Source organism: Enterobacter cloacae complex sp. HYC080_NIDB (assembly GCF_056673325.1).
In genome coordinates, this window is sequence record NZ_CP114212.1 from 4,279,712 (window position 1) to 4,302,523 (window position 22,812).

The 22,812-nt window shown below is 55.7% G+C and carries 18 protein-coding genes; 5 read left to right on the forward strand and 13 right to left on the reverse strand.

Annotated features, from left to right (window positions below):
• Nucleotides 1-134: 134 nt before the first annotated feature.
• From O1723_RS20335 to yjbE, 4 genes are all read right to left on the reverse strand, one after another.
• The gene (locus O1723_RS20335) at nucleotides 135-2,231 is read right to left on the reverse strand and encodes a YjbH domain-containing protein (protein ID WP_014882099.1); all 2,097 of its coding nucleotides are present in this window, start codon (nucleotides 2,229-2,231) and stop codon (nucleotides 135-137) included.
• The gene (locus tag O1723_RS20340; RefSeq protein ID WP_014882098.1) at nucleotides 2,228-2,968 is read right to left on the reverse strand and encodes a capsule biosynthesis GfcC family protein; all 741 of its coding nucleotides are present in this window, start codon (nucleotides 2,966-2,968) and stop codon (nucleotides 2,228-2,230) included. Before O1723_RS20340 ends, O1723_RS20335 begins: the two co-directional genes overlap by 4 nt.
• Nucleotides 2,965-3,603 carry a YjbF family lipoprotein gene (locus O1723_RS20345; protein ID WP_014882097.1) on the reverse strand — a complete coding sequence of 213 codons (639 nt, stop codon included), beginning with the start codon at nucleotides 3,601-3,603 and terminating at the stop codon, nucleotides 2,965-2,967. The genes O1723_RS20340 and O1723_RS20345 overlap by 4 nt, the downstream gene beginning before the upstream one ends.
• A 63-nt stretch (nucleotides 3,604-3,666) precedes the next feature.
• A complete protein-coding gene (gene yjbE / locus O1723_RS20350; protein WP_003860341.1) occupies nucleotides 3,667-3,909 on the reverse strand; it encodes an exopolysaccharide production protein YjbE in 243 nt (80 codons plus the stop codon).
• Nucleotides 3,910-3,975: 66 nt separating this feature from the next.
• On the opposite strand from yjbE, the gene O1723_RS20355 reads away from it, so the two are divergent.
• Nucleotides 3,976-4,673, forward strand: a protein-coding gene (locus tag O1723_RS20355) for an IS1-like element IS1A family transposase (protein ID WP_223826526.1) whose coding sequence is annotated in 2 segments (ribosomal slippage) — nucleotides 3,976-4,225 and nucleotides 4,225-4,673 — 699 coding nt in all. Because the reading frame shifts where the segments join, the coding sequence is not laid out codon by codon here.
• A gap of 380 nt (nucleotides 4,674-5,053) precedes the next feature.
• On the opposite strand, the gene pgi is transcribed toward O1723_RS20355, so the two are convergent.
• On the reverse strand, nucleotides 5,054-6,703 hold the full coding sequence (gene pgi, locus O1723_RS20360; protein ID WP_248191019.1) for a glucose-6-phosphate isomerase: 1,650 nt from the start codon (nucleotides 6,701-6,703) through the stop codon (nucleotides 5,054-5,056).
• Between the two features lie 373 nt (nucleotides 6,704-7,076).
• On the opposite strand from pgi, the gene lysC reads away from it, so the two are divergent.
• The 3 genes from lysC (at nucleotide 7,077) to O1723_RS20375 (ending at nucleotide 9,778) form a co-directional block, all read left to right on the forward strand.
• Entirely contained in the window at nucleotides 7,077-8,426 is a 1,350-nt protein-coding gene (lysC, locus tag O1723_RS20365; protein WP_014882095.1) for a lysine-sensitive aspartokinase 3, read from the forward strand.
• Between the two features lie 93 nt (nucleotides 8,427-8,519).
• Nucleotides 8,520-9,464 carry a ketopantoate/pantoate/pantothenate transporter PanS gene (gene panS / locus O1723_RS20370; protein WP_014882094.1) on the forward strand — a complete coding sequence of 315 codons (945 nt, stop codon included), beginning with the start codon at nucleotides 8,520-8,522 and terminating at the stop codon, nucleotides 9,462-9,464.
• A gap of 41 nt (nucleotides 9,465-9,505) precedes the next feature.
• Nucleotides 9,506-9,778 carry a YjbD family protein gene (locus tag O1723_RS20375; RefSeq protein WP_014882093.1) on the forward strand — a complete coding sequence of 91 codons (273 nt, stop codon included), beginning with the start codon at nucleotides 9,506-9,508 and terminating at the stop codon, nucleotides 9,776-9,778.
• Here O1723_RS20375 and rluF read toward each other — a convergent pair whose 3' ends face one another.
• The 5 genes from rluF to metH form a co-directional block, all read right to left on the reverse strand.
• The gene (rluF, locus tag O1723_RS20380; protein WP_014882092.1) at nucleotides 9,779-10,651 is read right to left on the reverse strand and encodes a 23S rRNA pseudouridine(2604) synthase RluF; all 873 of its coding nucleotides are present in this window, start codon (nucleotides 10,649-10,651) and stop codon (nucleotides 9,779-9,781) included. It abuts the gene before it with no gap.
• Nucleotides 10,652-10,705: 54 nt separating this feature from the next.
• Nucleotides 10,706-11,023, reverse strand: a complete 318-nt coding sequence (locus tag O1723_RS20385; RefSeq protein WP_014882091.1) for a CcdB family protein — start codon at nucleotides 11,021-11,023, stop codon at nucleotides 10,706-10,708.
• Nucleotides 11,023-11,316: a type II toxin-antitoxin system CcdA family antitoxin gene (locus tag O1723_RS20390; RefSeq protein WP_014882090.1), complete on the reverse strand. Its 294-nt coding sequence runs from the start codon at nucleotides 11,314-11,316 to the stop codon at nucleotides 11,023-11,025. The genes O1723_RS20385 and O1723_RS20390 overlap by 1 nt, the downstream gene beginning before the upstream one ends.
• 95 nt (nucleotides 11,317-11,411) lie before the next feature.
• On the reverse strand, nucleotides 11,412-13,043 hold the full coding sequence (locus O1723_RS20395) for a Na/Pi cotransporter family protein (protein WP_014882089.1): 1,632 nt from the start codon (nucleotides 13,041-13,043) through the stop codon (nucleotides 11,412-11,414).
• 116 nt (nucleotides 13,044-13,159) lie between these two features.
• Nucleotides 13,160-16,843 (reverse strand): methionine synthase, encoded by a 3,684-nt coding sequence (gene metH, locus O1723_RS20400; protein ID WP_014882088.1) that lies wholly within the window; start codon nucleotides 16,841-16,843, stop codon nucleotides 13,160-13,162.
• A gap of 193 nt (nucleotides 16,844-17,036) precedes the next feature.
• Between metH and iclR the strand changes: the two genes are divergently transcribed.
• Nucleotides 17,037-17,864: a glyoxylate bypass operon transcriptional repressor IclR gene (iclR, locus tag O1723_RS20405; protein ID WP_014882087.1), complete on the forward strand. Its 828-nt coding sequence runs from the start codon at nucleotides 17,037-17,039 to the stop codon at nucleotides 17,862-17,864.
• On the opposite strand, the gene aceK is transcribed toward iclR, so the two are convergent.
• The 3 genes from aceK to aceB are packed head-to-tail and all read right to left on the reverse strand — an operon-like array spanning nucleotide 17,818 to nucleotide 22,570.
• Nucleotides 17,818-19,581 (reverse strand): bifunctional isocitrate dehydrogenase kinase/phosphatase, encoded by a 1,764-nt coding sequence (aceK, locus tag O1723_RS20410; RefSeq protein ID WP_014882086.1) that lies wholly within the window; start codon nucleotides 19,579-19,581, stop codon nucleotides 17,818-17,820. The genes iclR and aceK overlap by 47 nt on opposite strands.
• Nucleotides 19,582-19,632: 51 nt before the next feature.
• On the reverse strand, nucleotides 19,633-20,937 hold the full coding sequence (aceA, locus tag O1723_RS20415) for an isocitrate lyase (protein WP_014882085.1): 1,305 nt from the start codon (nucleotides 20,935-20,937) through the stop codon (nucleotides 19,633-19,635).
• Between the two features lie 31 nt (nucleotides 20,938-20,968).
• Entirely contained in the window at nucleotides 20,969-22,570 is a 1,602-nt protein-coding gene (gene aceB / locus O1723_RS20420; protein WP_248191017.1) for a malate synthase A, read from the reverse strand.
• Nucleotides 22,571-22,812: the final 242 nt, after the last annotated feature.

Sequence of the window (22,812 nt, forward strand, 5' to 3'; positions counted from 1 at the left end):
ATGTGACGGGGATCTATATTTTTTGTTTATGTTTTGTCCGCATTAGCATTCTTGCCGGGCGGCACTGCGTTTGCCCGGCCTACAAAAGCAATATCGTAGGCCCGGTAAGCGCAGCACCACCGGGCAAACAAGCATCAACGGAAGTTAACGTTCTTATCGCTGGTCATGTCATACAGCTGGAACTTACGCCCAAGCTGCTGACCCCCGTCGCGCGTCAGCGGTGTCCAGCCCACTGCCGCACGGCTGCGGGTTGGGCCTGACGAGAAGAGATCCAGCGGAATCGACACATAGACCCCTTTAGTGAAGTCCCCTTCCCCGTACTCGTCCGGCGAGACGTTGGTGATGGTGGCATAACCGCCCACCACGACGCCGCTGTCGAAGTGTTTGGAAATATCCAGCGTGCCACCCTTGTCGCCCGCCAGATACTGGCCGACGCTGGCTTTCACCAGTACATCCTGCGCGAATGATGGTGTCCAGTAGGCGGTCAGATGGCCCGTTTTGACGCTGTAGTCGGTGAACTTCATCATGTCCTGCGCGCTGCGCCAGTCACGCTGTTTCACGTAGTTGGCATCAATCCCAAATGCCCAGTTGCTGTCGACAGGACGGTAAAGCACCTCTGCCCCTGCGCCACCGAACATGGTTTCCAGATATCCGCCGTACACCTGGCCGTAGAAACCGTTGCCGAAGTACTGGAAGTAGTTGGCCTGCAGGTTATTCACGTAGACATCGTTCTGCACGTATTCACGAACGCGAGTTCTTACGCGCGGCAGTTTTGAATCGTTCGGCGGGTTGGTGTAGTTAAATTTGTCGTAGTTGTTGGCGATATTGCCGAACAGGCTACCGGTAGTCAGCAGATGGTCGGTGACCCACAGATCTGCCGTCGCCATTGCGCCCAGCTGATACATGTAGAAGTTTTCCGGTCCGCCAACGGACTGGTTCAGCACCGGATCGATATGGAAATCAAAGCGCGACTTGTCGATATACCAGCCTTGCTCGGTGGTGTCTGGCACGACCGGCTCAACGCGTTTTTGCACCAGCTCGGTTTCATGCCCGAGCGGCTCGCCTTCGAGATGGCGCTTGAGGCTGGCAACGTCCGTTTCCGTCGTCACCTGCGGCAGGTTCAGGCGGTTCTCGGTCACGCGGATTGTGCGGATCCCGTCCGGGAGATCGTTCATGACGATCCGGTTGGCGCGTTCGATCCCTTCCCGCGAGTCGCGGTATTTCACCTGCTCGCCGGTGACGTAAAGCGTGTCGCCCTTGGTCTGAATCTTCGGATCCGCCAGACCGGCATTGTATTTCAGCAGCGTCAGCTGATTTGCCACCACGGAGTGCTGCAGAATCGCATCCTGCGGTTCCGGCTGGTAGGCAGGGCGCGCGTTATCATTGTAGTGCGGCCGCATGTCATTAAAGTTGGTGCGCAGCGTGAAACCAAACATCACGGTATTACCGCGCTCGTAGCTGAGGTTAACGTCGGCCCAGTCGGTGACGCGATAAATGGCGCCGACGTTAAACTTGCTCTTCTGCTCAATCTTCCCGGCGAAATCCTGCGAGTAGTCGTTTCCTTCGTACTCCAGCTTCAGGCGCAATGGCTGCCAGGGGGTCTGGTATTCCACGCCACCGAACAGCGAGGCCGGGCCATGGAACATCTGGTCGCCGTTGATGGAACCCGCTTTCTGGTAACTGTTATCGCGGTAGCAATATTTATCGCTGTAGGTGCAGAACGGGTTTTTGACGTTACCGCTGGTACCGAGATAGCCCCATCCCAGGCCAAGCGAGAAGTCGAACGGCCCCCAGGCCTTGCTGGCCACAATGTATTCCGCATCAAACAGGCCGGTCCCGCCGATATCTTTGGCCCCCACGGACACCTGCGGCATCCAGTAGCTCTCTTCCCACAGGCGCAGCTTGAGGTCGAAGGCTTTATCTTTGTAAGTCTGGTCGCCAGAGAACGCCTCGACGCTGCTGTACTGTTTCGTTCGAACATCGGTGTAGCGCAGCGTGGTTTCAAGCCACGGGAAAAGCTGTACCGAGGCGGAATAGTAGCGGTACTGGTCGTTATCGCGGTAGTTCAGACTGATTTCCCCTTCACGCGCCATGCGCGCGGTGGGCGTTTGCAGTAAACCGACGCCGCCGAAGTCTGACTGAGACGGGCCAATGGGTGCCGGATACGTTTCTGCATGACAGGCGGCGCTTACACAGAGCGCCAGCATGCTGTAGAGATAGGTTTTTTTCATTCTTCCGGTATCCGCTGTGTCAGGGAGTGAAGGATATCGGCGTTAAGCCCGTCATATGCCTTCGTCCAGAAATGGTCGGCAAAACCGACAAAAATGATGCTGCCAGGCATGGGCTCGATATGGCGTTTATTCCAGTAAGCTACCGGCGCTTTTTGCGTGTGCCCGTCAGGGTAAACGACCCAGGCGTAGCTGTTATCGGCACCGCTCAGCAGGCTTTGCTCGTCGAGATAGCTCACCACGTCGCGACCTGGCGTAAAGGGCTTTTTACCCGGGCTGCTGACAAGCCCCATCACGGTCACCGTCGTCGGTTTTACGGGCAGCCAGAGGGTGTACTCCCCTTCAAGGGTTGGGTTGCCCTTTTCCGTGACGCGCACTTCATCGGGATCAAGATTCACCTTCTGGCGGCCAGTCACCTTCAGCGCCTGAAGCTGCTGGCGAATGCTATTGATTGCTGCGGCATCGTCACCGTCTTCCTGCGCCGCCAGACCTGTCAGACGGGCAAGCAGTGCAAGATGTTCTTGCTCTGCCTTAATCGTTGCCTGACGCTCGCCGATCACCGCCCCCGGCCACCAGCTGTTGGCAAGCCTCGGCTGCCCGACGAGATCGAGCAGATGTTCAGCGTTGGTTAACGTTTTGGGTTTCTCGTTGTCCGCCGTGTAGACCTTCACCGTTCCTGCAGACCATGCCGCAGGGGTTGCAAGGCTCGCAATTAGCGCAACGCGGATAATTGTTTTCATGATTTTGCGGCCTTGATCAGCGTGGTTTTCACCGGGAAGAAACCGGCACCGAGATACTGCAGGGACTGACGGATTTGCCCTTCCTCGTCGATCCAGAAGCGGTTATGCCAGGTGGCCTGGTCGGTTGTTACCTCTTCATCCAGCACGCGTACCTGGGTTTCATCGCTCCCCACTTTCACACTGTCGGTGCCATCCCAGCGGAAGGTGGAATGCGCCGTGGCGTAACGCACCTGCTTGTGTTCAGTCCAGCCCATCGTGCGCGTCCAGCCAGCGCCGTCGGTAATCTGGTTCGGCTTGATCAGCGGATCGGCCGCGATATTGTTCACCTCAAGCAGGTTGTCGCCCCCGAGCAGGGTTTTCACGATACGGCCATGCTGCGTCACGATGGTGGCCTGATCCTGCGTCACCCATTTCTGCTGCCCGTTTTCATCGAAAGCGAGCACCACAAACAGTTGCGGGCCATCATTAAGCTGCATGTACTGGCTGGCGTAGGGCATGTTCTGAAGTTCGTCATCGGTCAATTGCACGCCCGGCGTACCGAACAGGCTGTCCCACAGTGAATGACCCAGCCCTTTGGTGGTGGCTGAGCACGCCTGCAACAGCAGGCAAATCAGAATGATTGCAGGTCGCTTCACGACTCTTCTCCGAAGGGGCGAAATAACCACACCGAAGTGTGGTTATGATTAAAACACCCGGTCTTACTGGGTGCTGGTTGTCGTAGTGGTCGTGGTTCCGGTATTGGAGCCATCACCGCCACCGGTTGCCGCCAGCGCGACACCCACGGCTGAACTTACGGCGCTGGTGCTGGCTGCGGTAGAGCTTCCCGCAGACGCAGACGTCGCTGCCGACCCTGCTGCTTCCCCGACCTGGACCGGAGCTGCATAGACAGATGTCGCCGCAAGTGCAGATATGGCAAAAATGCCATACAGTACTTTCTTCATAACAATTTCCCGGTGATGCTGCCAACTTACTGATTTAGTGTATGATGGTGTTTTTGAGGTGCTCCAGTGGCTTCTGTTTCTATCAGCTGTCCCTCCTGTTCAGCTACTGACGGGGTGTTGCGTAACGGCAAAAGCACTGCCGGACATCAGCGCTATCTCTGCTCTCACTGCCGTAAAACATGGCAACTGCAGTTCACTTACACCGCTTCTCAACCCGGTACGCACCAGAAAATCATTGATATGGCCATGAATGGCGTTGGATGCCGGGCAACCGCCCGCATTATGGGCGTTGGCCTCAACACGATTTTACGTCACTTAAAAAACTCAGGCCGCAGTCGGTAACCTCGCGCATACAGCCGGGCAGTGACGTCATCGTCTGCGCGGAAATGGACGAACAGTGGGGCTATGTCGGGGCTAAATCGCGCCAGCGCTGGCTGTTTTACGCGTATGACAGGCTCCGGAAGACGGTTGTTGCGCACGTATTCGGTGAACGCACTATGGCGACGCTGGGGCGTCTTATGAGCCTGCTGTCACCCTTTGACGTGGTGATATGGATGACGGATGGCTGGCCGCTGTATGAATCCCGCCTGAAGGGAAAGCTGCACGTAATCAGCAAGCGATATACGCAGCGAATTGAGCGGCATAACCTGAATCTGAGGCAGCACCTGGCACGGCTGGGACGGAAGTCGCTGTCGTTCTCAAAATCGGTGGAGCTGCATGACAAAGTCATCGGGCATTATCTGAACATAAAACACTATCAATAAGTTGGAGTCATTACCCAATTTCCCTTCAATGAATGAATGGAGATTTGCCCGAAAAGAAATTCAGGCGGAATCGAGTATACACAACTAAAGCAGCGGGATTACCGTGAGGGGAAATAGGGAATGGGTTTTCGGACTAATGGATAAAATCGAAATGAAAAGCAAATAATTAAAATATATAATCACTAAAAATCAATAATTTATAATATAAGCCCATTATCTTACTTCTACGTATTTTCTTAAAATAAACCGCAACAATTAACGGGTTAACCGTCTTTTTCGGATTAAACTCACATCCAGAATTTGAGTTAACTAACAGACATCAGGAATTATCCGATAAAAAAATGCCGGCATTTCGCCGGCACATTTTCATGATGTTTTAATTACGCGCGCCAGGCTTTATAGCGGTTAATCAAACCATTGGTCGAGCTGTCGTGGCTGGTGATTGCTTTATCGTCACCCAGCTCTGGCAGAATGCGGTTTGCCAGCTGTTTGCCCAGTTCAACGCCCCACTGGTCAAAGGTGAAGATGTTCAGGATGGCACCCTGAGTAAAGATCTTGTGCTCGTACAGCGCAATCAGCGCACCCAGGCTGAACGGGGTGATTTCACGCAGCAGGATGGAGTTGGTTGGGCGGTTGCCTTCAAACACTTTGAACGGTACAACGTGGTCCAGCGTGGCCGGATCTTTACCCTGATCGCGATACTCCTGCTCAACCACCTCGCGGGATTTACCGAACGCCAGCGCTTCAGTCTGGGCGAAGAAGTTAGACAGCAGTTTTGGATGGTGGTCAGACAGCGGGTTATGGGTAATAGCCGGGGCGATGAAATCGCACGGTACCATTTTGGTTCCCTGGTGGATCAGCTGGTAGAACGCGTGCTGGCCGTTAGTGCCCGGCTCACCCCAGATGATTGGACCCGTCTGGTAATCCACCGCGTTGCCGTTACGGTCAACGTACTTACCGTTGGATTCCATATTGCCCTGCTGGAAGTAGGCCGCAAAGCGATGCATGTACTGGTCGTACGGCAGGATCGCTTCGGTTTCAGCACCAAAGAAGTTGTTGTACCAGATACCAATCAGCGCCAGCAGCACCGGCAGGTTTTTCTCAGGTGCGGTGGTGGAGAAGTGTTTATCCATCGCGTGCGCGCCGGAGAGCAGTTCAACGAAGTTATCGAAGCCTACGGACAGAATGATGGACAAACCGATGGCAGACCACAGAGAGTAACGGCCGCCAACCCAGTCCCAGAACTCGAACATGTTCGCGGTGTCGATACCGAACTCGCCAACCGCTTTACCATTGGTGGACAGCGCCGCAAAGTGTTTCGCCACGTGCTTGTTGTCGCCCGCGGTTTTCAGGAACCAGTCACGCGCGCTGTGGGCGTTGGTCATGGTTTCCTGGGTGGTGAAGGTTTTAGACGCCACCAGGAACAGGGTGGTTTCCGGGTTCACGTTCTTCAGCACTTCCGCGATGTGAGTACCATCGACGTTAGACACGAAATGCATGTTGAGGTGGTTTTTGTACGGACGCAGCGCTTCGGTCACCATGAACGGACCCAGATCAGAACCGCCGATGCCGATGTTTACCACGTCGGTGATCGCTTTACCGGTATAGCCTTTCCAGCTACCGGAGATGATCGCTTCGGAGAAAGCTTTCATCTTTTCCAGCACCGCGTTCACTTCCGGCATAACATCTTTGCCGTCAACGATGATTGGCGTATTGCTACGGTTACGCAGGGCCACGTGCAGCACAGCACGGTCTTCGGTGCGGTTGATTTTCTCGCCGGAGAACATGGACTTGATAGCGTCGGCAAGCTGAGTCTCTTTTGCCAGATCCTGCAGCTTTGCCAGCGTCTCTTCGGTAATGCGGTTCTTGGAGAAATCCACCAGCATCAGGTCGTCGAAGGTCGCGGAGAACTTAGCGAAACGATCGGCATCTTTCGCGAACAGATTCGCGATGGTGACGTCTTTCATTTCATCAAAATGTTTCTGGAGTGCCTGCCAGGCAGCGGTCTGCGTTGGGTTGATGTTTTTCATTAGCAATACTCTTCTGATTTGAGAATTGTGACTGCGGTCGATTGTAGCGCCTGCAAATAAAAATTGTGATGGTTTTTATGCCATTGCCCTGGCCTGCATCAAACACAGGTGAAAAGACCCGAAAAGTATAGCTGCTGAAGTGCCCTCCCGGGCGGCGAATTGTCGGTCAAAAGGGGGTAAAACGGAGCATAAAATATGGCCCTGTTATAAGTCCTGTTTCTCAGGGGTACCCCCCCATAAAAAATCCGCATAATCCCAGCATTGACAGGACCTCCCCCGCATTTTATTTATAGGGCCGTATTTTGCGCCTGCACCTGTTTTCGTTTCACTCTTGTGCCAAGGTCGCTTATTCATTCCCTGACACGAGGTTGTTATGACGAGTTTTGTGGTCGCCAAGTTTGGCGGCACCAGTGTGGCCGACTACGATGCCATGAACCGCAGCGCCGATGTGGTGCTGGCCGATCCGAATACCCGCCTGGTGGTGCTCTCCGCATCCGCTGGCGTGACGAACCTGCTGGTTTCTCTGTCTGAAGGACTGGAAGCGACAGAACGTTTCGTGAAGCTGGATGCACTGCGCAAAATTCAGTTCGACATCCTTGAGCGTCTGCAAAATCCAAACGTGATCCGCGAAGAAGTGGAACGCCTGCTGGAAAATATCACCACCCTGGCAGAAGCAGCGTCTCTGGCCACCTCCACCGCCCTGACCGATGAACTGGTCAGCCACGGTGAATTGATGTCTACCCTGCTGTTCGTTGAAATCATGCGCGAACGTAACGTTCAGGCGCAGTGGTTTGACGTGCGTAAAGTGATGCGCACCAGTGACCGTTTTGGCCGCGCTGAACCGGACGTTGAGATGCTGGCTGAGCTCACCAACCTGCAACTGGCCCCGCGCCTGGCTGAAGGCATGGTGGTCACCCAGGGCTTTATCGGCAGCGAAGCCAAAGGTCGCACGACGACGCTGGGCCGTGGCGGCAGCGACTATACCGCGGCTCTGCTGGGTGAAGCTCTGCATGCCACCCGTGTGGATATCTGGACTGACGTGCCGGGTATCTACACCACCGACCCGCGCGTGGTTTCCGCGGCGAAACGTATTGATGTGATCGCGTTTGAAGAAGCGGCGGAAATGGCCACCTTCGGCGCGAAGGTGCTACACCCGGCAACGCTGCTGCCTGCCGTGCGCAGCGATATTCCGGTCTTCGTGGGCTCCAGTAAAGATCCTAAAGCGGGCGGCACGCTGGTTTGCAAGAAAACGGAAAACCCACCGCTGTTCCGTGCGCTGGCCCTGCGCCGTCGCCAGACGCTGGTGACGCTGCATAGCCACAATATGCTCCACTCCCGCGGTTTCCTGGCAGAGGTGTTTGGCATTCTGGCGCGTCACAATATCTCCGTAGACCTCATCACCACCTCCGAAGTGAGCATTGCGCTGACGCTGGACACTACCGGCTCGACCTCCACCGGCGATACACTGCTGACGCAGTCGCTGCTGATTGAGTTGTCCGAGCTGTGCCGCGTGGAAGTAGAAGAAAACCTGGCGCTGGTGGCCATCATTGGCAACAAGCTGTCGCGCGCCTGCGGCGTGGGCAAAGAGGTGTTTGGTGTGCTCGACCCGTTCAACATCCGCATGATTTGCTACGGTGCCTCCAGCTACAACCTTTGTTTCCTGGTCCCTGCCGATCAGGCTGAGCAGGTTGTGCAGAAACTTCATCAGAATTTGTTTGAATAAAATTCGTTAGCACGTTAAACAATATCGATAAGCCGGGCACAGACCCGGCTTTTTCATAACAAAACAACACGACAATACTGCAAGGAATTCACTATGTTATCCGTTATCACCCGGCTGTTCCCCATATGGGCGCTGCTGCTCTCTGTACTCGCGTATTACACGCCCGCCACGTTCACCGGTATTGGTCCGTGGGTCGCCACGCTGCTGATGCTGATTATGTTCGGCATGGGCGTGCATTTAAAAATCGATGATTTCAAACGCGTGCTGTCGCGCCCGGCTCCGGTTGCTGCGGGTATCTTCCTGCATTACCTGGTGATGCCGCTCGCGGCGTGGCTGCTGGCGATGGCCTTTAAGATGCCGCCGGATCTCTCTGCCGGAATGGTGCTGGTGGGCAGCGTCGCCAGCGGCACGGCGTCTAACGTCATGATCTATCTGGCTAAAGGGGATGTAGCCCTCTCCGTTACCATTTCATCCGTTTCCACGCTGGTGGGCGTGATTGCCACGCCGCTGTTAACCCGCCTGTACGTGGACGCGCATATTCAGGTGGACGTGATGGGGATGCTGCTCAGCATTCTGCAGATTGTGGTGATCCCGATTGCCCTGGGGCTGGTCATTCACCATTTGTTCCCGCGCGTGGTGAAAGCCGTTGAGCCCTACCTGCCTGCGTTTTCGATGGTCTGCATTCTGGCCATCATCAGCGCCGTGGTGGCGGGTTCTGCCTCGCACATTGCTTCCGTCGGTTTTGTGGTGATCGTCGCAGTCGTGCTGCATAACACCATCGGCCTGCTGGGAGGATACTGGGGCGGGAAGCTGTTTGGTTTCGACGAATCCACCTGCCGCACGCTGGCGATTGAAGTAGGGATGCAGAACTCCGGTCTGGCGGCGGCGCTTGGCAAAATTTACTTCTCGCCGCTGGCGGCCCTGCCGGGTGCCCTGTTCTCGGTGTGGCACAATCTTTCAGGTTCGCTGCTGGCGGGCTACTGGTCCGGCAAACCGATTAATGCACAAACGAAAAAAGAAGCGGTGAAACAGGATTAAATTGCTTTACACTGAAGCCTCCCCCTCAGGAGGCTTCAGCAATGGCTACACCACGTTTGACCCAGAAAGACATGACGGAAGCCGAGCAGCGCGAACTGAAAACGCTTCTCGACCGCGCCCGCATTGCACATGGCCGCACGCTGACGAACGCCGAAACCAATCAGGTGAAAAAAGAGTACATCGACAAGCTGATGGCGGAACGTGACGCCGCGGCGAAGAAAGCCCGCAAACTGAAAAAAGAGCAGGCTTATAAACCGGATGCAGAGGCGACCTTCTCCTGGTCCGCCAGCACGTCAACCCGTGGAAGGCGCTAATCAGCGCCCTTTCTTTTTACGACCCGGCTGGGTAAATCGCTTACCGTTACCCGACTTGCCTCGCCCTTTCTCTTCCGCCTGCGGCGCCTTCACCACCGGGCGTTTAATCGCCTGGGTTTTCGGCTTCGCCTTAGCCTTCGGCTTCGCTTCTGACGACGAGTTTTCGATAAGCCTGAACAGCTCAATCAGCTCGTCATCCGTTAAATCACGCCACTCGCCCAGCGGGATCCCGGACAGGCTAACGTTCATGATGCGCGTACGTTCAAGCTTCGTCACTTCATAACCGAAGTACTCGCACATGCGGCGGATCTGGCGGTTTAAGCCCTGTACCAGGGTAATACGAAACGCGAAAGGCGCTTCTTTCTTGACCTTACACTTCTTCGTCACCGTGCCCAGGATCGGCACGCCTGCGCTCATCCCGCGGATAAACTCGTCCGTTACCAGTTTGTTTACCGTAACGATGTACTCTTTCTCATGGTCGTTACCGGCTCGCAGGATTTTGTTCACCAGATCGCCATGGTTGGTGAGGAAAATCAGCCCCTGCGAATCTTTATCCAGACGGCCAATCGGGAAGATGCGGCTGCTGTGGTTCACGAAATCAACGATGTTGTCTCGCTCACCGTCTTCCGTGGTGCTGACAATCCCAACCGGTTTATTCAACGCGATAAACACCAGGTCTTCTGCATCACGCGGTTCGATGACCTGACCATTCACTTTGACCACGTCGCCAGGCACCACCTGATCGCCGATGGTGGCGCGTTTGCCGTTAAGAAACACGTTACCTTGTTCAATGTAACGGTCAGCCTCGCGACGTGAGCAGATCCCGCTCTCGCTAATGTATTTGTTTAATCGGGTTGATTGAGTTGGCAGCATAGTTTCTCCTGTGAAGGGCGAAATATACCTTACCTTGCGGCTGACAAAAAAGTGTTAGTAACCGTTGATCAAAAAATCGAGTGCATCCCGCAATGAGGCCCGGTTTTGAGTAAGATCGGCGACACGCTCGCCTAACTCTTTTGGCGATATGCCTGCCATCATGTGCATCATAACCACGCAGGGCTTACCCGCTATCTCAACGACAGGGCACACTTTCGCAGGCGGCTGAATGCCTCCCAGGTGGCTAAGCTCAACTGTGGGGGCGACCAGAACATGCTTCATCACATTGGCCACGGGATGCTGCATATTGATTAGCCAGGGATAGGCAGTTTTCCCCTTACCTTCATTCTCATAAGCAAAATATTGCTCCATCAGAACGACCTCTGAAAGTCACTAAAGGAGCCGTTTTCATCAACCCACTGGTTAATAGCCTCGATAGACGCTTTATTTTCTGCTAACCACTCAGCACGCTGATGCGCACGAAACTGCTCCTGCAATGCAGCCGTGAGTACAGCAGAGAGATTAAGTTTAAGCCGTCGCGCCTCTTCAAGGATTTCTGGTGCTAACGACACATTGACTGATTTTTTGATGCCATGAGTAGTGCGCATGAGAACCCCCATCGGTATGCGCATGAATTGGCGAAGTGTAGCGTAATAAACGAACATTTTCTATTCCCTTAAAAATGTAAGGTCTGCAGCGTAAATGGCGCTTCATAAGGTGTCACGCCTCGCAAAACGGTTTTGCGAGGCGCTTTCAGAGATTAATACTCGTCCCGCTCGTCATCTTCATCCGGCTGTTCCATCACGCTATAGGCCACCGCGCAGAACAACGAGTTTAGACGCTTCATGTCCCCCAGCAGCCCCAGGTGCAGGGAGCTGGTCTCGATACTCTGCACGTTTTGCTGGTGAAGACGCTCAACGTGGGCGTGCGAGTAGCGACGGTTGAGGATGCGGAAGCGATGCTTGTTACGACGCAGGCGGCGCGCGCTCGGCACGTCGCTGGAGAAGAAGACCAGCATCGCCAGCTTCAGGTTGCTCAACAGCTGTTCGTGGAGCGCCTCCAGCTCCTTCAGGCCCTCAATGGAGAATGCCCGACGTGCTGCCAGTGACTTATCTGCAATCTCACTCCCCATACGCTCCACGATATCGGAGGCTTGCTCCAGGTTGAGCGACATCTCGATGATTTCTGCCCAGCGGCGAGACTCCTCTTCCGCCAGTTCATCCTGCGGAATACGCGCCAGATAGAGCTTAATGGCGGTATAAAGCACGTTGATATCGTCCGCCAGCCTGCGCAACTCTTTCTCTTCACGCGGTTCGCCGTGCATCACCTTCTGCAGCCCTTCGAGCATGGTTTCCATCGCATCACCCATGCGTAGCGTCTCGCGGGCGGCATTCGCCAGCGCCAGCGCCGGGGTATCCAGCGCGGAGGTATCCAGATGCTTCGGTTTCAGGCGCGCATCCAGCTCCGGTTCATCCTGAATGAGTCGTTCGCAAAAGCGGGCCATCGGCCCAGCAAAAGGCACCATCGCCAGGCAGCGCACCAGGTTATAGAAAACGTGGAAATAGATCACCAGCTCAGCTTTCGGCAGCGAGAGGTTATCCATCAGGTTCGCCAGCGGGTGCACAAACGGCAGGATAATCAGGCTACCCACCAGCTTAAACAGCAGGCTGCCGAGCGCCACGCGGCGAGCCGCAGCGTTGGCGGCACTATTGTTGAGCATTGCCAGCAGGCCAGACCCCAGGTTCGCACCAATCACCAGACATAGCGCCACCGGGAAGGAGATCGCCCCGGCAGCGGTGAGCGTGGCCGTCAGCAATACGGCTGCCAGGCTTGAATAGCTGACGATGGCAAACACCGCGCCAATCAGCGCGTCCAGCATGATGTCACCGGTCAGAGAGGCGAAGATGACCTGAACGCCGTTGGCTTCGGTGATGGGGGTGACCGCCTGCACAATCAGCTCCAGCGCCAGCAGGATCAGCCCCAGGCCAATCCCCACGCGCCCAAGCTGCCCGGCACGCGTCTGTTTGCGCCCGAGGAAGAAGATGACGCCAATGAAAATCAGCAGCGGCGACAGCCAGGAGAGATCGAACGTCAGAATACGCGCCATCAGCGCGGTACCCACGTCGGCCCCCAGCACGATCACCAGTGCCGGCGCGAGCGCCACCAGATCCTGTGCCACAAAGGAGGTGACAAGCAGGGTGGTGGCATTACTGCTCTGAACCAGCGCCGTGACGCCTATCCCCGCACAAAAGGCGAGCGGCTTCTTCTCAACGCTGCTGCTGAGAACGGTGCGTAAACGAGCACCAAAGACGCGCATCACGCCGGTACGGACGATATGGGTCCCCCAAACGAGCAGTGCGACTGCGGAGAGCAGATGTAACAGGGTCAGCACGGAAGGTTTTCCTCCTTATCGTTATTCATTTTCCTTAGGTTCAGTATAAGGGTTTAAACGTAAGAAAGAGACAGGGCGCCCCATGAGCGCCCTGTTTGTTGTAAGGAAAAGTGATTTTAGTCGGCGTCGTAGCCGAGATTAGGCGCCAGCCAGCGCTCGACTTCTGACACGCTCATGCCTTTGCGCAGGGCGTAATCTTCGATCTGATCGCGCTGTAGCTGCGCCACGGCAAAGTACTTGCTGTCCGGGTGGCTGAAGTACCAGCCTGAGACGGAGGCACCCGGCCACATGGCAAACGACTCGGTGAGTTTCATCCCCGTATGGGCCTCAACATCGAGAAGTTTCCAGATGGTGCCTTTTTCGGTGTGCTCCGGGCAGGCCGGATAGCCCGGGGCCGGGCGAATGCCCTGGTAGTTTTCGCGGATCAGCTCCTCGTTGCTGAGGTTTTCATTGGCCGCGTAGCCCCAGTACACCTTACGTACGCGCTCATGCAGATACTCAGCGAAGGCTTCCGCCAGGCGGTCGGCAATCGCTTTGACCATGATTTTGTTGTAATCATCATGCTGCGCTTCGAATGCCTCCGCCAGCGCATCTTCTTCCAGGCCGCCGGTTACCGCAAAGGCGCCGATATAGTCGGCTTTGCCACTCAGTTTCGGTGCGACGAAATCCGCCAGACAGTAGTTGGCGAAGCCCACTTTCTCCGTTTGCTGACGCAGGTGATGGCTCACGGTCAGCACATGCGTGCGGGTTTCATCGCGGTAGATTTCCACATCGTCACCCACGCGGTTCGCCGGGAACAGCCCCACCACGCCGCGCGGATTGAGGGATTTCTCTGCACTCAGCTTGTCGAGCATGTCATTGGCATCTTTAAACAACCGCTTCGCCTCTTCACCTACCACCTCATCCTCGAGGATGCGCGGATATTTGCCCGCCAGCGACCATGTCATGAAGAACGGCGTCCAGTCGATGTAGTTACGCAGCGTTTCGATGCTGGCGGTGACGTCCTGCACGCCCAGACGATGCGCGACCGGCGGGGTATAACTCGACCAGTCAAACGCCAGATCGTTATCGCGCGCCGCCTGAAGTGAAACCGGCGGCGTGCGCGGTTTCTTACGACCGTGCTGGATGCGGACGGTTTCGTACTCTTTGCGGGTGCGCGCCACGAAGTCATCGCGCTGGGTGTCGGAGAGCAGCGCGGACACCACGCCTACGGTGCGCGAGGCGTTCTGCACATAGACCGTCGGGCCGCTGTAGTTCTGCTCGATTTTCACCGCAGTATGGGCTTTCGAGGTGGTCGCTCCGCCAATCAGCAGCGGAATAGTGAAGCCCTGACGCTCCATCTCTTTCGCCACGTTGACCATCTCGTCCAGCGACGGCGTGATCAGCCCGGAAAGGCCAATCAGGTCGGCATTCACCTCACGCGCGGTTTTGAGGATTTTATCCGCCGGGACCATTACCCCGAGGTCGATAATTTCGTAGTTATTGCACTGCAGCACCACGCCGACGATATTCTTGCCGATGTCGTGCACGTCGCCCTTCACGGTGGCGATGACCATCTTGCCGTTGCTGGAGCCTTTCTCTTTGCTGGCCTCGATAAACGGCTCCAGATAGGCCACGGCCTGCTTCATCACGCGGGCAGATTTCACCACCTGCGGCAGGAACATTTTTCCCTCGCCGAACAGATCGCCGACCACGTTCATGCCGTCCATCAGCGGGCCTTCGATCACCTCAATCGGGCGGGCTGCCTGCTGGCGCGCTTCTTCGGTGTCCTGCTCAATAAACTCGGTGATGCCTTTCACCAGCGAATATTCCAGACGCTTTTTCACGTCCCAGGAACGCCACTCGGCCTGCTGAACGTTGGCCGATTCATCCGTTTTGCTGCCGCGGTATTTCTCCGCGAGGTCCAGCATGCGCTCGGTGGCGTCGTCGCGACGGTTAAGGATGACATCTTCTACCGCGTCGCGAAGCTCGGCAGAGAGGTCATCGTAAATCGCCAGCTGGCCAGCGTTAACGATCCCCATGTCCATCCCGTTGCGGATGGCGTAGTAGAGGAACACGGCGTGGATCGCTTCACGCACCGGGTCGTTGCCGCGGAACGAGAACGACACGTTCGACACGCCGCCGGAGATTAACGCATGCGGCAATTCACGTTTAATGTCTTCACATGCGCCGATAAAGTCCTGGGCATAGTTGTTATGCTCTTCAATCCCGGTCGCGACGGCGAAAATGTTCGGATCGAAGATGATGTCTTCCGGCGGGAAACCCACCTCTTCGGTCAAAATCTTGTACGCGCGGCGGCATATCTCAATTTTACGCTCGCGGGTATCCGCCTGGCCCACTTCGTCGAAGGCCATGACCACCACGGCGGCACCGTAGCGGCGGACCATCTTCGCGTGGTGGATAAAGATATCAACGCCCTCTTTCATCGAGATAGAGTTGACGATGCCTTTACCCTGAATGCACTTCAGCCCTTTTTCGATGACCTCCCACTTGGAGGAGTCGATCATGATCGGCACGCGGGCAATGTCCGGCTCGCCGGCAATCAGGTTGAGGAAACGCACCATCGCCGCTTCGGCGTCGAGCATCCCCTCGTCCATGTTGATATCAATAATCTGTGCGCCGCTTTCCACCTGCTGGCGGGCGACGTCCAGCGCTTCGCTGTATTTCTCTTCTTTGATCAGACGTTTGAACTTCGCGGAACCGGTAACGTTAGTCCGCTCACCCACGTTCACAAACAGGCTGTCGTCACCAATGGTCAACGGCTCGAGACCAGAAAGACGACAGGCAACGGGAAGCTCAGGCAGCTTACGCGGCGGCAGCCCGGCCACGGCGTTGCTCATGGCGGCAATGTGTTCCGGCGTGGTGCCGCAGCAGCCGCCAACAATGTTCAGGAAGCCAGATTCAGCCCACTCGCGGATTTGCGCCGCCATGGTGTCGGCATCCAGATCGTATTCACCAAAGGCATTGGGCAGACCGGCGTTCGGGTGCGCGGTGACATAGCATTCTGCGATGCGCGATAACTCCTGCACGTACTGGCGCAGTTCATCTGGCCCCAGAGCACAGTTCAGGCCAAAGGAGAGCGCTTCCGCGTGGCGCAGGGAGTTATAAAACGCTTCGGTGGTCTGGCCGGACAGGGTACGGCCGGAGGCGTCGGTAATGGTGCCGGAAATCATGATCGGCAGGTCAACGCCCAGTGCCTCGAACTCCTCTTTCACCGCGTAAATCGCGGCTTTGGCGTTGAGGGTGTCGAAAACCGTTTCAATCAGGATCAGGTCGGAACCGCCTTCCACCAGCGCTTTGGTCGATTCACGGTAGGCAGCGACCAGCTGGTCAAAGGTGATATTACGAAATGCCGGGTCGTTGACGTCCGGTGAGATTGATGCGGTGCGGTTGGTTGGGCCAAGCACCCCGGCAACGTAGCGCGGTTTGTCCGGCGTGCGGGCAGTCCATTCATCTGCGCAGGCACGAGCCAGTTTAGCCGCCTCAAAGTTGATCTCCGCCGACAGGGATTCCATCTGGTAATCCGCCATGGCGATGGTTGTCGAGTTAAAGGTGTTGGTTTCAACGATATCTGCCCCTGCCTCGAAGTAGGCATTGTGGATATCCTTAATGACGGACGGCTTGCTGAGCACCAGCAGGTCGTTGTTACCTTTCAGATCGCAAGGCCAGTCAGCGAAGCGTTCGCCGCGGAAATCGTCTTCACTCAGACGATAGCCCTGGATCATCGTGCCCATGCCGCCGTCCAGCACCAGAATTCGTTCATTTAACTGCGCACGCAGTTGCTCTACTTTGCTGCTCACACTTGCTCCCGACAACGCTCAACAAGGCCAAAAGGCTGCGTTCCATACTGGCACAATCTCGCAGGGTGGAAAAGTCACACAGCGGTAACATGAGACATGTTCACCATCACTCCTCCGATCAGTCAGGATAACGGTTGCAAAATCACCAAATAAAACGAAAATGATTTCCACGATACAGAAAAAGGAGATCGTCATGGTCGCGACCGTTCCCGCCAAACGCGGCAGAAAACCTGCTGCCACCCCCGCTGCACAACCGAGCGGACAGGTTCAATCGCTCACGCGCGGTCTGAAGCTGCTGGAGTGGATAGCCGAGTCGCACAGCAGCGTGGCCCTGACGGAGCTGGCCCAGCAGGCTGGCCTGCCGAACTCCACCACGCACCGCCTGCTGACCACTATGCAGCAGCTGGGCTTTGTCCGCCAGGTCGGCGAGCTGGGACACTGGGCGGTGGGCGCACATGCCTTTATCGTTGGCAGCAGCTTCCTGCAAAGCCGCAATCTGCTGGCGATTGTCCATCCGATTCTGCGCAAGCTGATGGAAGATTCCGGCGAGACGGTAAACCTGGCGGTGCTTGATCAGAGCGATCATCAGGCAATCATTATCGATCAGGTGCAGTGCACGCAGCTGATGCGTATGTCCGCGCCGATTGGCGGTAAGCTGCCGATGCATGCGTCCGGGGCAGGAAAAGCGTTTCTGTCTCAGCTCAGCGAAGATCAGGTGACAGGGCTGCTGCATCGTAAAGGGCTGCACGCCTATACCCATGCCACGCTGGTTTCGCCGGTGCATCTGAAAGAGGATCTGGCGTTAACCCGCAAGCGTGGCTATTCATTTGATGATGAAGAACATGCTTTGGGTCTGCGCTGTATCGCGGCCTGTATCTTTGATGAGCACCGCGAGCCGTTTGCCGCCATCTCTATCTCCGGGCCAATTTCGCGCATGACCGACGACCGCGTCACCGAGTTAGGTGCGCTGGTGATTAAGGCGGCGAAAGAGGTGACGCTGGCGTATGGTGGGATTCGTTAAACCGGATGCAAAACCGCTGCTTGCGGCGGTAAGCGTACACATCTTCCACATGCCCGTTTTTGATCCGCGTTTGCAGCCCACGCCAGTAGCTGGCACGAAAAAGGTCGGCGTGCATCTCTTCAAATAGCGGCCCGATGCGCGGGTCGGCGCACAGCCAGTGGCGAAACTCTTCGGGAAAGACATCGCCCGGCGAAACGCTGTACCACGGTTCACCAGACAGTTCATCTTCCGGGTAACGGGGCGGCGGGATATCACGGAAATTCACTTCGGTCATGTAGCAAATCTCGTCGTAATCATAAAACACCACTCGCCCGTGGCGCGTGACGCCGAAGTTTTTAAACAGCATATCGCCCGGAAAAATATTGGCCGCGGCAAGCTGGCGAATCGCGTTACCGTATTCTTCTATAGCATCGCGCAGCGCCTGACCCTCGGACTGCTCCAGCCAGATGTTCAGCGGCACCATGCGGCGCTCGATGTAAAGATGGCTAATCACGATTTTGTCGCCAAGATCGGTGATTTTCCCGGATGCTTCCTTGAGCAAAAGCGCCATCAGCGCCGGGTCGATCTGTTGCTTATCCAGCACAAAGTTTTCGAATTCCTGAGTATCCGCCATACGTCCGACACGGTCATGCTCTTTGACCAGCTGATAGCAGGCGCGGACGTGCGCGGCGGTCATCTCTTTCTGCGGCGCGAACCGGTCTTTAATGACCTTAAATACGCGGTCGAACCCCGGAAGCGTAAACACCAGCATCACCATGCCGCGAATGCCAGGTGCTTCGATAAACTGTTCATCTGCGGTGGTGACATAACGCAGGTATTCCCGATAGCTTTCCGTTTTAGCGTGCTTCTGACAGCCAATCGCCATATACAGCTCGGCGGTGGTTTTGCCCGGCAGGATCTCCCGCAGCCATTCCACCAGCGCGGCAGGCAACGGTGCGTACACCATGAAATAGGAGCGGGCGAAGCCAAATACAATGCTGGCCTCGGCGCTGGTGGTCAGGCAGGTATCGACAAACAGTTCCCCGTCATCTGTGCGATGGATGGGGAGCAGAAACGGTACGATGGCCGATGGCGTGACCAGTTTTCCTACCAGCCAGGCGGCTTTATTGCGATAGAAAAGCTCGTTGGCAACCTGCAAGTGGCTGCGGCCGAGCAACGCCTCGCCGAAGGTTTCGCGCAGGTGGGTGTGGATATAACCTATATCCCGGGTTTTATTCTCCCAGGGCAAACGCAGCGGCAAATCGGTTAGCACACGGTGCAAAAGCTTCTCCCACCCGCGTTCCGGGAAGAAATCTTTCGCCAGCGGACGTGGGATAGCACGAAATCGTCGTTCAGGCTGAGAGCTGAAGATAAATAACCGCTCAGGAGATAATGAGCGGTGGTCAAATAACCGGCAATAGACGGAGTTGAAAAAGCTCTCCGCAATCTCGAAGCGCGGGTAGTCAGGTAATAAATGGGTGTAGTGCTCTTTCACGCGCAGTAAAAAGTCCGCATCCGGGCTTTTACCATCGGTAATACAGCGCAACTGCTCCACCACCAGACCCACGTGGTGGTCATAAAGGTGAATACGCTGCTTCATGGCCTGCTGAACCGCATGCCAGTCTGCATGTTCGAAGCGCTGTTGCGCACCGGATGTCACTTCAAGAAAACGACCATACTGGGCATCGAAGCCCTGCAAAATAGTTTGAGCAATCAGTAATTCCAGGCCACGCGACATATATTCCCCCTCACCCCAACCCTCTCCCCGAGGGGGGAGAGGGGGAAACGATTAGAACTGTGCTTCTTCGGTTGATCCCGTTAAGGCGGTGACGGAGGAGGCACCGCCCTGAATGATAGTGGTCACGTTGTCGAAGTAGCCCGTTCCCACTTCCTGCTGGTGAGAAACGAAGGTATAACCCTCTTTTCCGGCGGCGAATTCTGGCTGCTGAACCTTCTCGACGTAGTGTTTCATGCCTTCACCCTGCGCATAAGCATGTGCAAGGTCGAACATGTTGAACCACATGCTGTGGATACCCGCCAGGGTAATGAACTGGTACTTGTAGCCCATGTCAGAAAGCTGCTGCTGGAAGCTGGCGATGGTTTTATCATCCAGATTCTTCTGCCAGTTGAAGGACGGCGAGCAGTTATAGGCCAGCAGTTTGCCCGGATATTTCGCATGAATGGCATCGGCAAAACGTTTTGCCAGCGCCAGATCCGGCGTGGAGGTTTCACACCAGACCAGGTCGGCGTAAGGGGCATACGCCAGGCCACGGCTGATCGCCTGTTCGATGCCTGCATGGGTACGATAGAACCCTTCACTGGTGCGCTCACCGGTGATGAACTCGCTGTCGTACGGATCGCAGTCAGAGGTGATCAGGTCAGCCGCATCCGCATCGGTACGGGCAATGACCAGCGTCGGCACGCCGAGCACGTCTGCCGCCAGACGCGCGGCAACCAGCTTCTGAATCGCTTCCTGGGTCGGAACCAGCACCTTACCGCCCATGTGTCCGCACTTCTTCACCGATGCCAGCTGATCTTCGAAGTGAACGGCCGCTGCACCGGCCTCAATCATTGATTTCATCAGCTCGAACGCGTTCAGCACGCCGCCGAAACCCGCTTCCGCATCCGCGACGATCGGCAGGAAGTAGTCAATAAAGCGCGGATCGTTGGGTTCGATGCCTGCCGCCCACTGGATCTGATCCGCACGGCGGAAGGTGTTGTTGATTCGATCAACCACCGACGGCACGGAGTTCGCCGGGTAGAGGGACTGATCCGGATACATACTGGATGCCAGGTTGGCATCCGCCGCAACCTGCCAGCCGGAAAGATAAACAGCCTCAATACCGGCCTTCGCCTGCTGCAGTGCCTGACCGCCGGTCAACGCCCCGAGGCTATTGATATAACCCTTTTTGGAACCACCGTGCAGCAGCTTCCACATTTTCGCCGCGCCATTTTGCGCCAGCGTGCATTCCGGATTGACCGAGCCGCGTAATTTCACCACTTCTTCCGCGCTGTACGGACGACGAATGCCTTCCCAGCGCGGTTGTGTCCATTCTTTCTTCAGTTCTTCGATTTGTTGGGTACGGGTTTTCATGTGCAGATGCTCCATATTGTTATGTGGTGAGTTACGCCAGGAAGCGGTAGCCCGGCAGAGTCAGGAAGTCGATTAAGTCATCTGAGGTGGTGATTTGTTCCATCAGGCGTGCAGCATCGTCAAAACGTCCGCTGCTGAAGCGGTGTTCGCCCAACTCGTCCTGGATCACCCGCATTTCTTCGGCCAGCATCTGGCGGAACAGGGCTTTGGTCACCGGCTTGCCGTTGCTGAGCGTTTTTTGATGATGGATCCATTGCCAGATAGAGGTGCGGGAGATTTCCGCCGTGGCGGCATCTTCCATCAGGCCGTAGATCGGCACGCAGCCGTTGCCAGAGATCCAGGCTTCGATGTACTGCACCGCAACGCGAATGTTGGCGCGCATGCCCTCTTCCGTACGTTCACCTGCACACGGTGCCAGCAGCTGTTCTTCAGCCGTTGGCGCATCCTCTTCGCGCGTAACAAAGAGCTGATTTTTATTGTCACCGAGTACGCGGTTAAAGACTTCCATTGCCGTGTCTGCGAGGCCCGGATGGGCGATCCACGTTCCGTCATGACCGTTACGCGCTTCAAGCTCTTTATCGGCCTTCACTTTGTTGAGCACCTGATTGTTACGCTCCGCGTCTTTGCTCGGAATAAATGCCGCCATGCCGCCCATCGCAAAGGCACCGCGCTTGTGGCAGGTTTTGATCAGCAGGCGCGAGTAGGCGCTCAGGAACGGCTTATCCATAGTGACGACCTGACGATCGGGCAGTACACGATCGGGATAATTTTTCAGGGTTTTGATATAGCTGAAGATATAGTCCCAACGCCCACAGTTCAGGCCGACGATGTGGTCACGCAGGGCATGCAGAATTTCGTTCATCTGGAAAACCGCAGGCAGCGTTTCAATCAACAGGGTGGCTTTGATGGTGCCACGTGGCAGATTGAAACGATCTTCTGCATAACTGAACACGTCACTCCACCACGCCGCTTCCTGCCAGGCCTGCGTTTTTGGCAGATAGAAATAGGGGCCACTGCCTTTTGCCAGCAGGTTTTTGTGGTTGTGGAAGAAATAGAGCGCGAAATCAAACAGGCTGCCGGGAATGGCTTCCCCACGCCAGGTGACGTGTTTTTCAGGCAGATGGAGACCGCGTACTCGACAGATCAGCACCACCGGATTCGGTTTAAGTTGATAGATTTTCCCGGCTTCGTTGGTATAGCTGATGGTGCCGTTCACGGCGTCGCGCAGGTTGATTTGCCCCTCGATAACCTTACGCCAGTCCGGTGCCAACGAGTCTTCAAAATCAGCCATAAAGACTTTAACGTTCGCGTTCATGGCGTTGATCACCATTTTGCGTTCTACCGGACCGGTGATCTCAACGCGGCGATCCTGTAAATCTTCAGGAATACCACGAATTTTCCACTCACCACGGCGAATGGAAGCGGTTTCCGAAATAAATCCAGGCAACTTGCCATCGTCAATTTCCTGCTGCTGGTGAATGCGTGCTGCCAGCAGCTTATTGCGCTGCGGCGTAAAGCGGGTCACCAGTTCAGTCAGAAATTCGACCGCCTCTGCCGTCAATATTTGCTGTTCTTGCTCACCATGCGGCTGGGTAAAGGCCAGTTCGTCGACCGTCGTTGCCTGTTGAGTCATTACTCTGCTCCTCATCAAAGATCCAAAATCACGCCCCCGATGCGAACGAAAGATCGTTGTGTAGTTTTCGCTCAGCAGAATTAAGACTATCTCTATTTTTTCCAAAATCAAAAACAATTTCCATTTTATTTAATTTATAACGTTAACTCCTTGATCAGTATGAAATTAAAGTTTTCCCCAATGTTGAGTAGAATTTCGGAAATAAAAAAGGCACCCGAAGGTGCCTGATGCGAACAGCTGAA

Bases quoted from the DNA above. Each gene is read 5' to 3' on its own strand.
- O1723_RS20335 (WP_014882099.1), bottom strand. From the start codon at position 2,231: ATGAAAAAAACCTATCTCTACAGCATGCTGGCGCTCTGTGTAAGCGCC.
- O1723_RS20340 (WP_014882098.1), bottom strand. From the start codon at position 2,968: ATGAAAACAATTATCCGCGTTGCGCTAATTGCGAGCCTTGCAACCCCT.
- yjbE (WP_003860341.1), bottom strand. From the start codon at position 3,909: ATGAAGAAAGTACTGTATGGCATTTTTGCCATATCTGCACTTGCGGCG.
- pgi (WP_248191019.1), bottom strand. From the start codon at position 6,703: ATGAAAAACATCAACCCAACGCAGACCGCTGCCTGGCAGGCACTCCAG.
- lysC (WP_014882095.1), top strand. From the start codon at position 7,077: ATGACGAGTTTTGTGGTCGCCAAGTTTGGCGGCACCAGTGTGGCCGAC.
- panS (WP_014882094.1), top strand. From the start codon at position 8,520: ATGTTATCCGTTATCACCCGGCTGTTCCCCATATGGGCGCTGCTGCTC.
- O1723_RS20375 (WP_014882093.1), top strand. From the start codon at position 9,506: ATGGCTACACCACGTTTGACCCAGAAAGACATGACGGAAGCCGAGCAG.
- rluF (WP_014882092.1), bottom strand. From the start codon at position 10,651: ATGCTGCCAACTCAATCAACCCGATTAAACAAATACATTAGCGAGAGC.
- O1723_RS20385 (WP_014882091.1), bottom strand. From the start codon at position 11,023: ATGGAGCAATATTTTGCTTATGAGAATGAAGGTAAGGGGAAAACTGCC.
- O1723_RS20390 (WP_014882090.1), bottom strand. From the start codon at position 11,316: ATGTTCGTTTATTACGCTACACTTCGCCAATTCATGCGCATACCGATG.
- iclR (WP_014882087.1), top strand. From the start codon at position 17,037: ATGGTCGCGACCGTTCCCGCCAAACGCGGCAGAAAACCTGCTGCCACC.
- aceK (WP_014882086.1), bottom strand. From the start codon at position 19,581: ATGTCGCGTGGCCTGGAATTACTGATTGCTCAAACTATTTTGCAGGGC.
- aceA (WP_014882085.1), bottom strand. From the start codon at position 20,937: ATGAAAACCCGTACCCAACAAATCGAAGAACTGAAGAAAGAATGGACA.
- aceB (WP_248191017.1), bottom strand. From the start codon at position 22,570: ATGACTCAACAGGCAACGACGGTCGACGAACTGGCCTTTACCCAGCCG.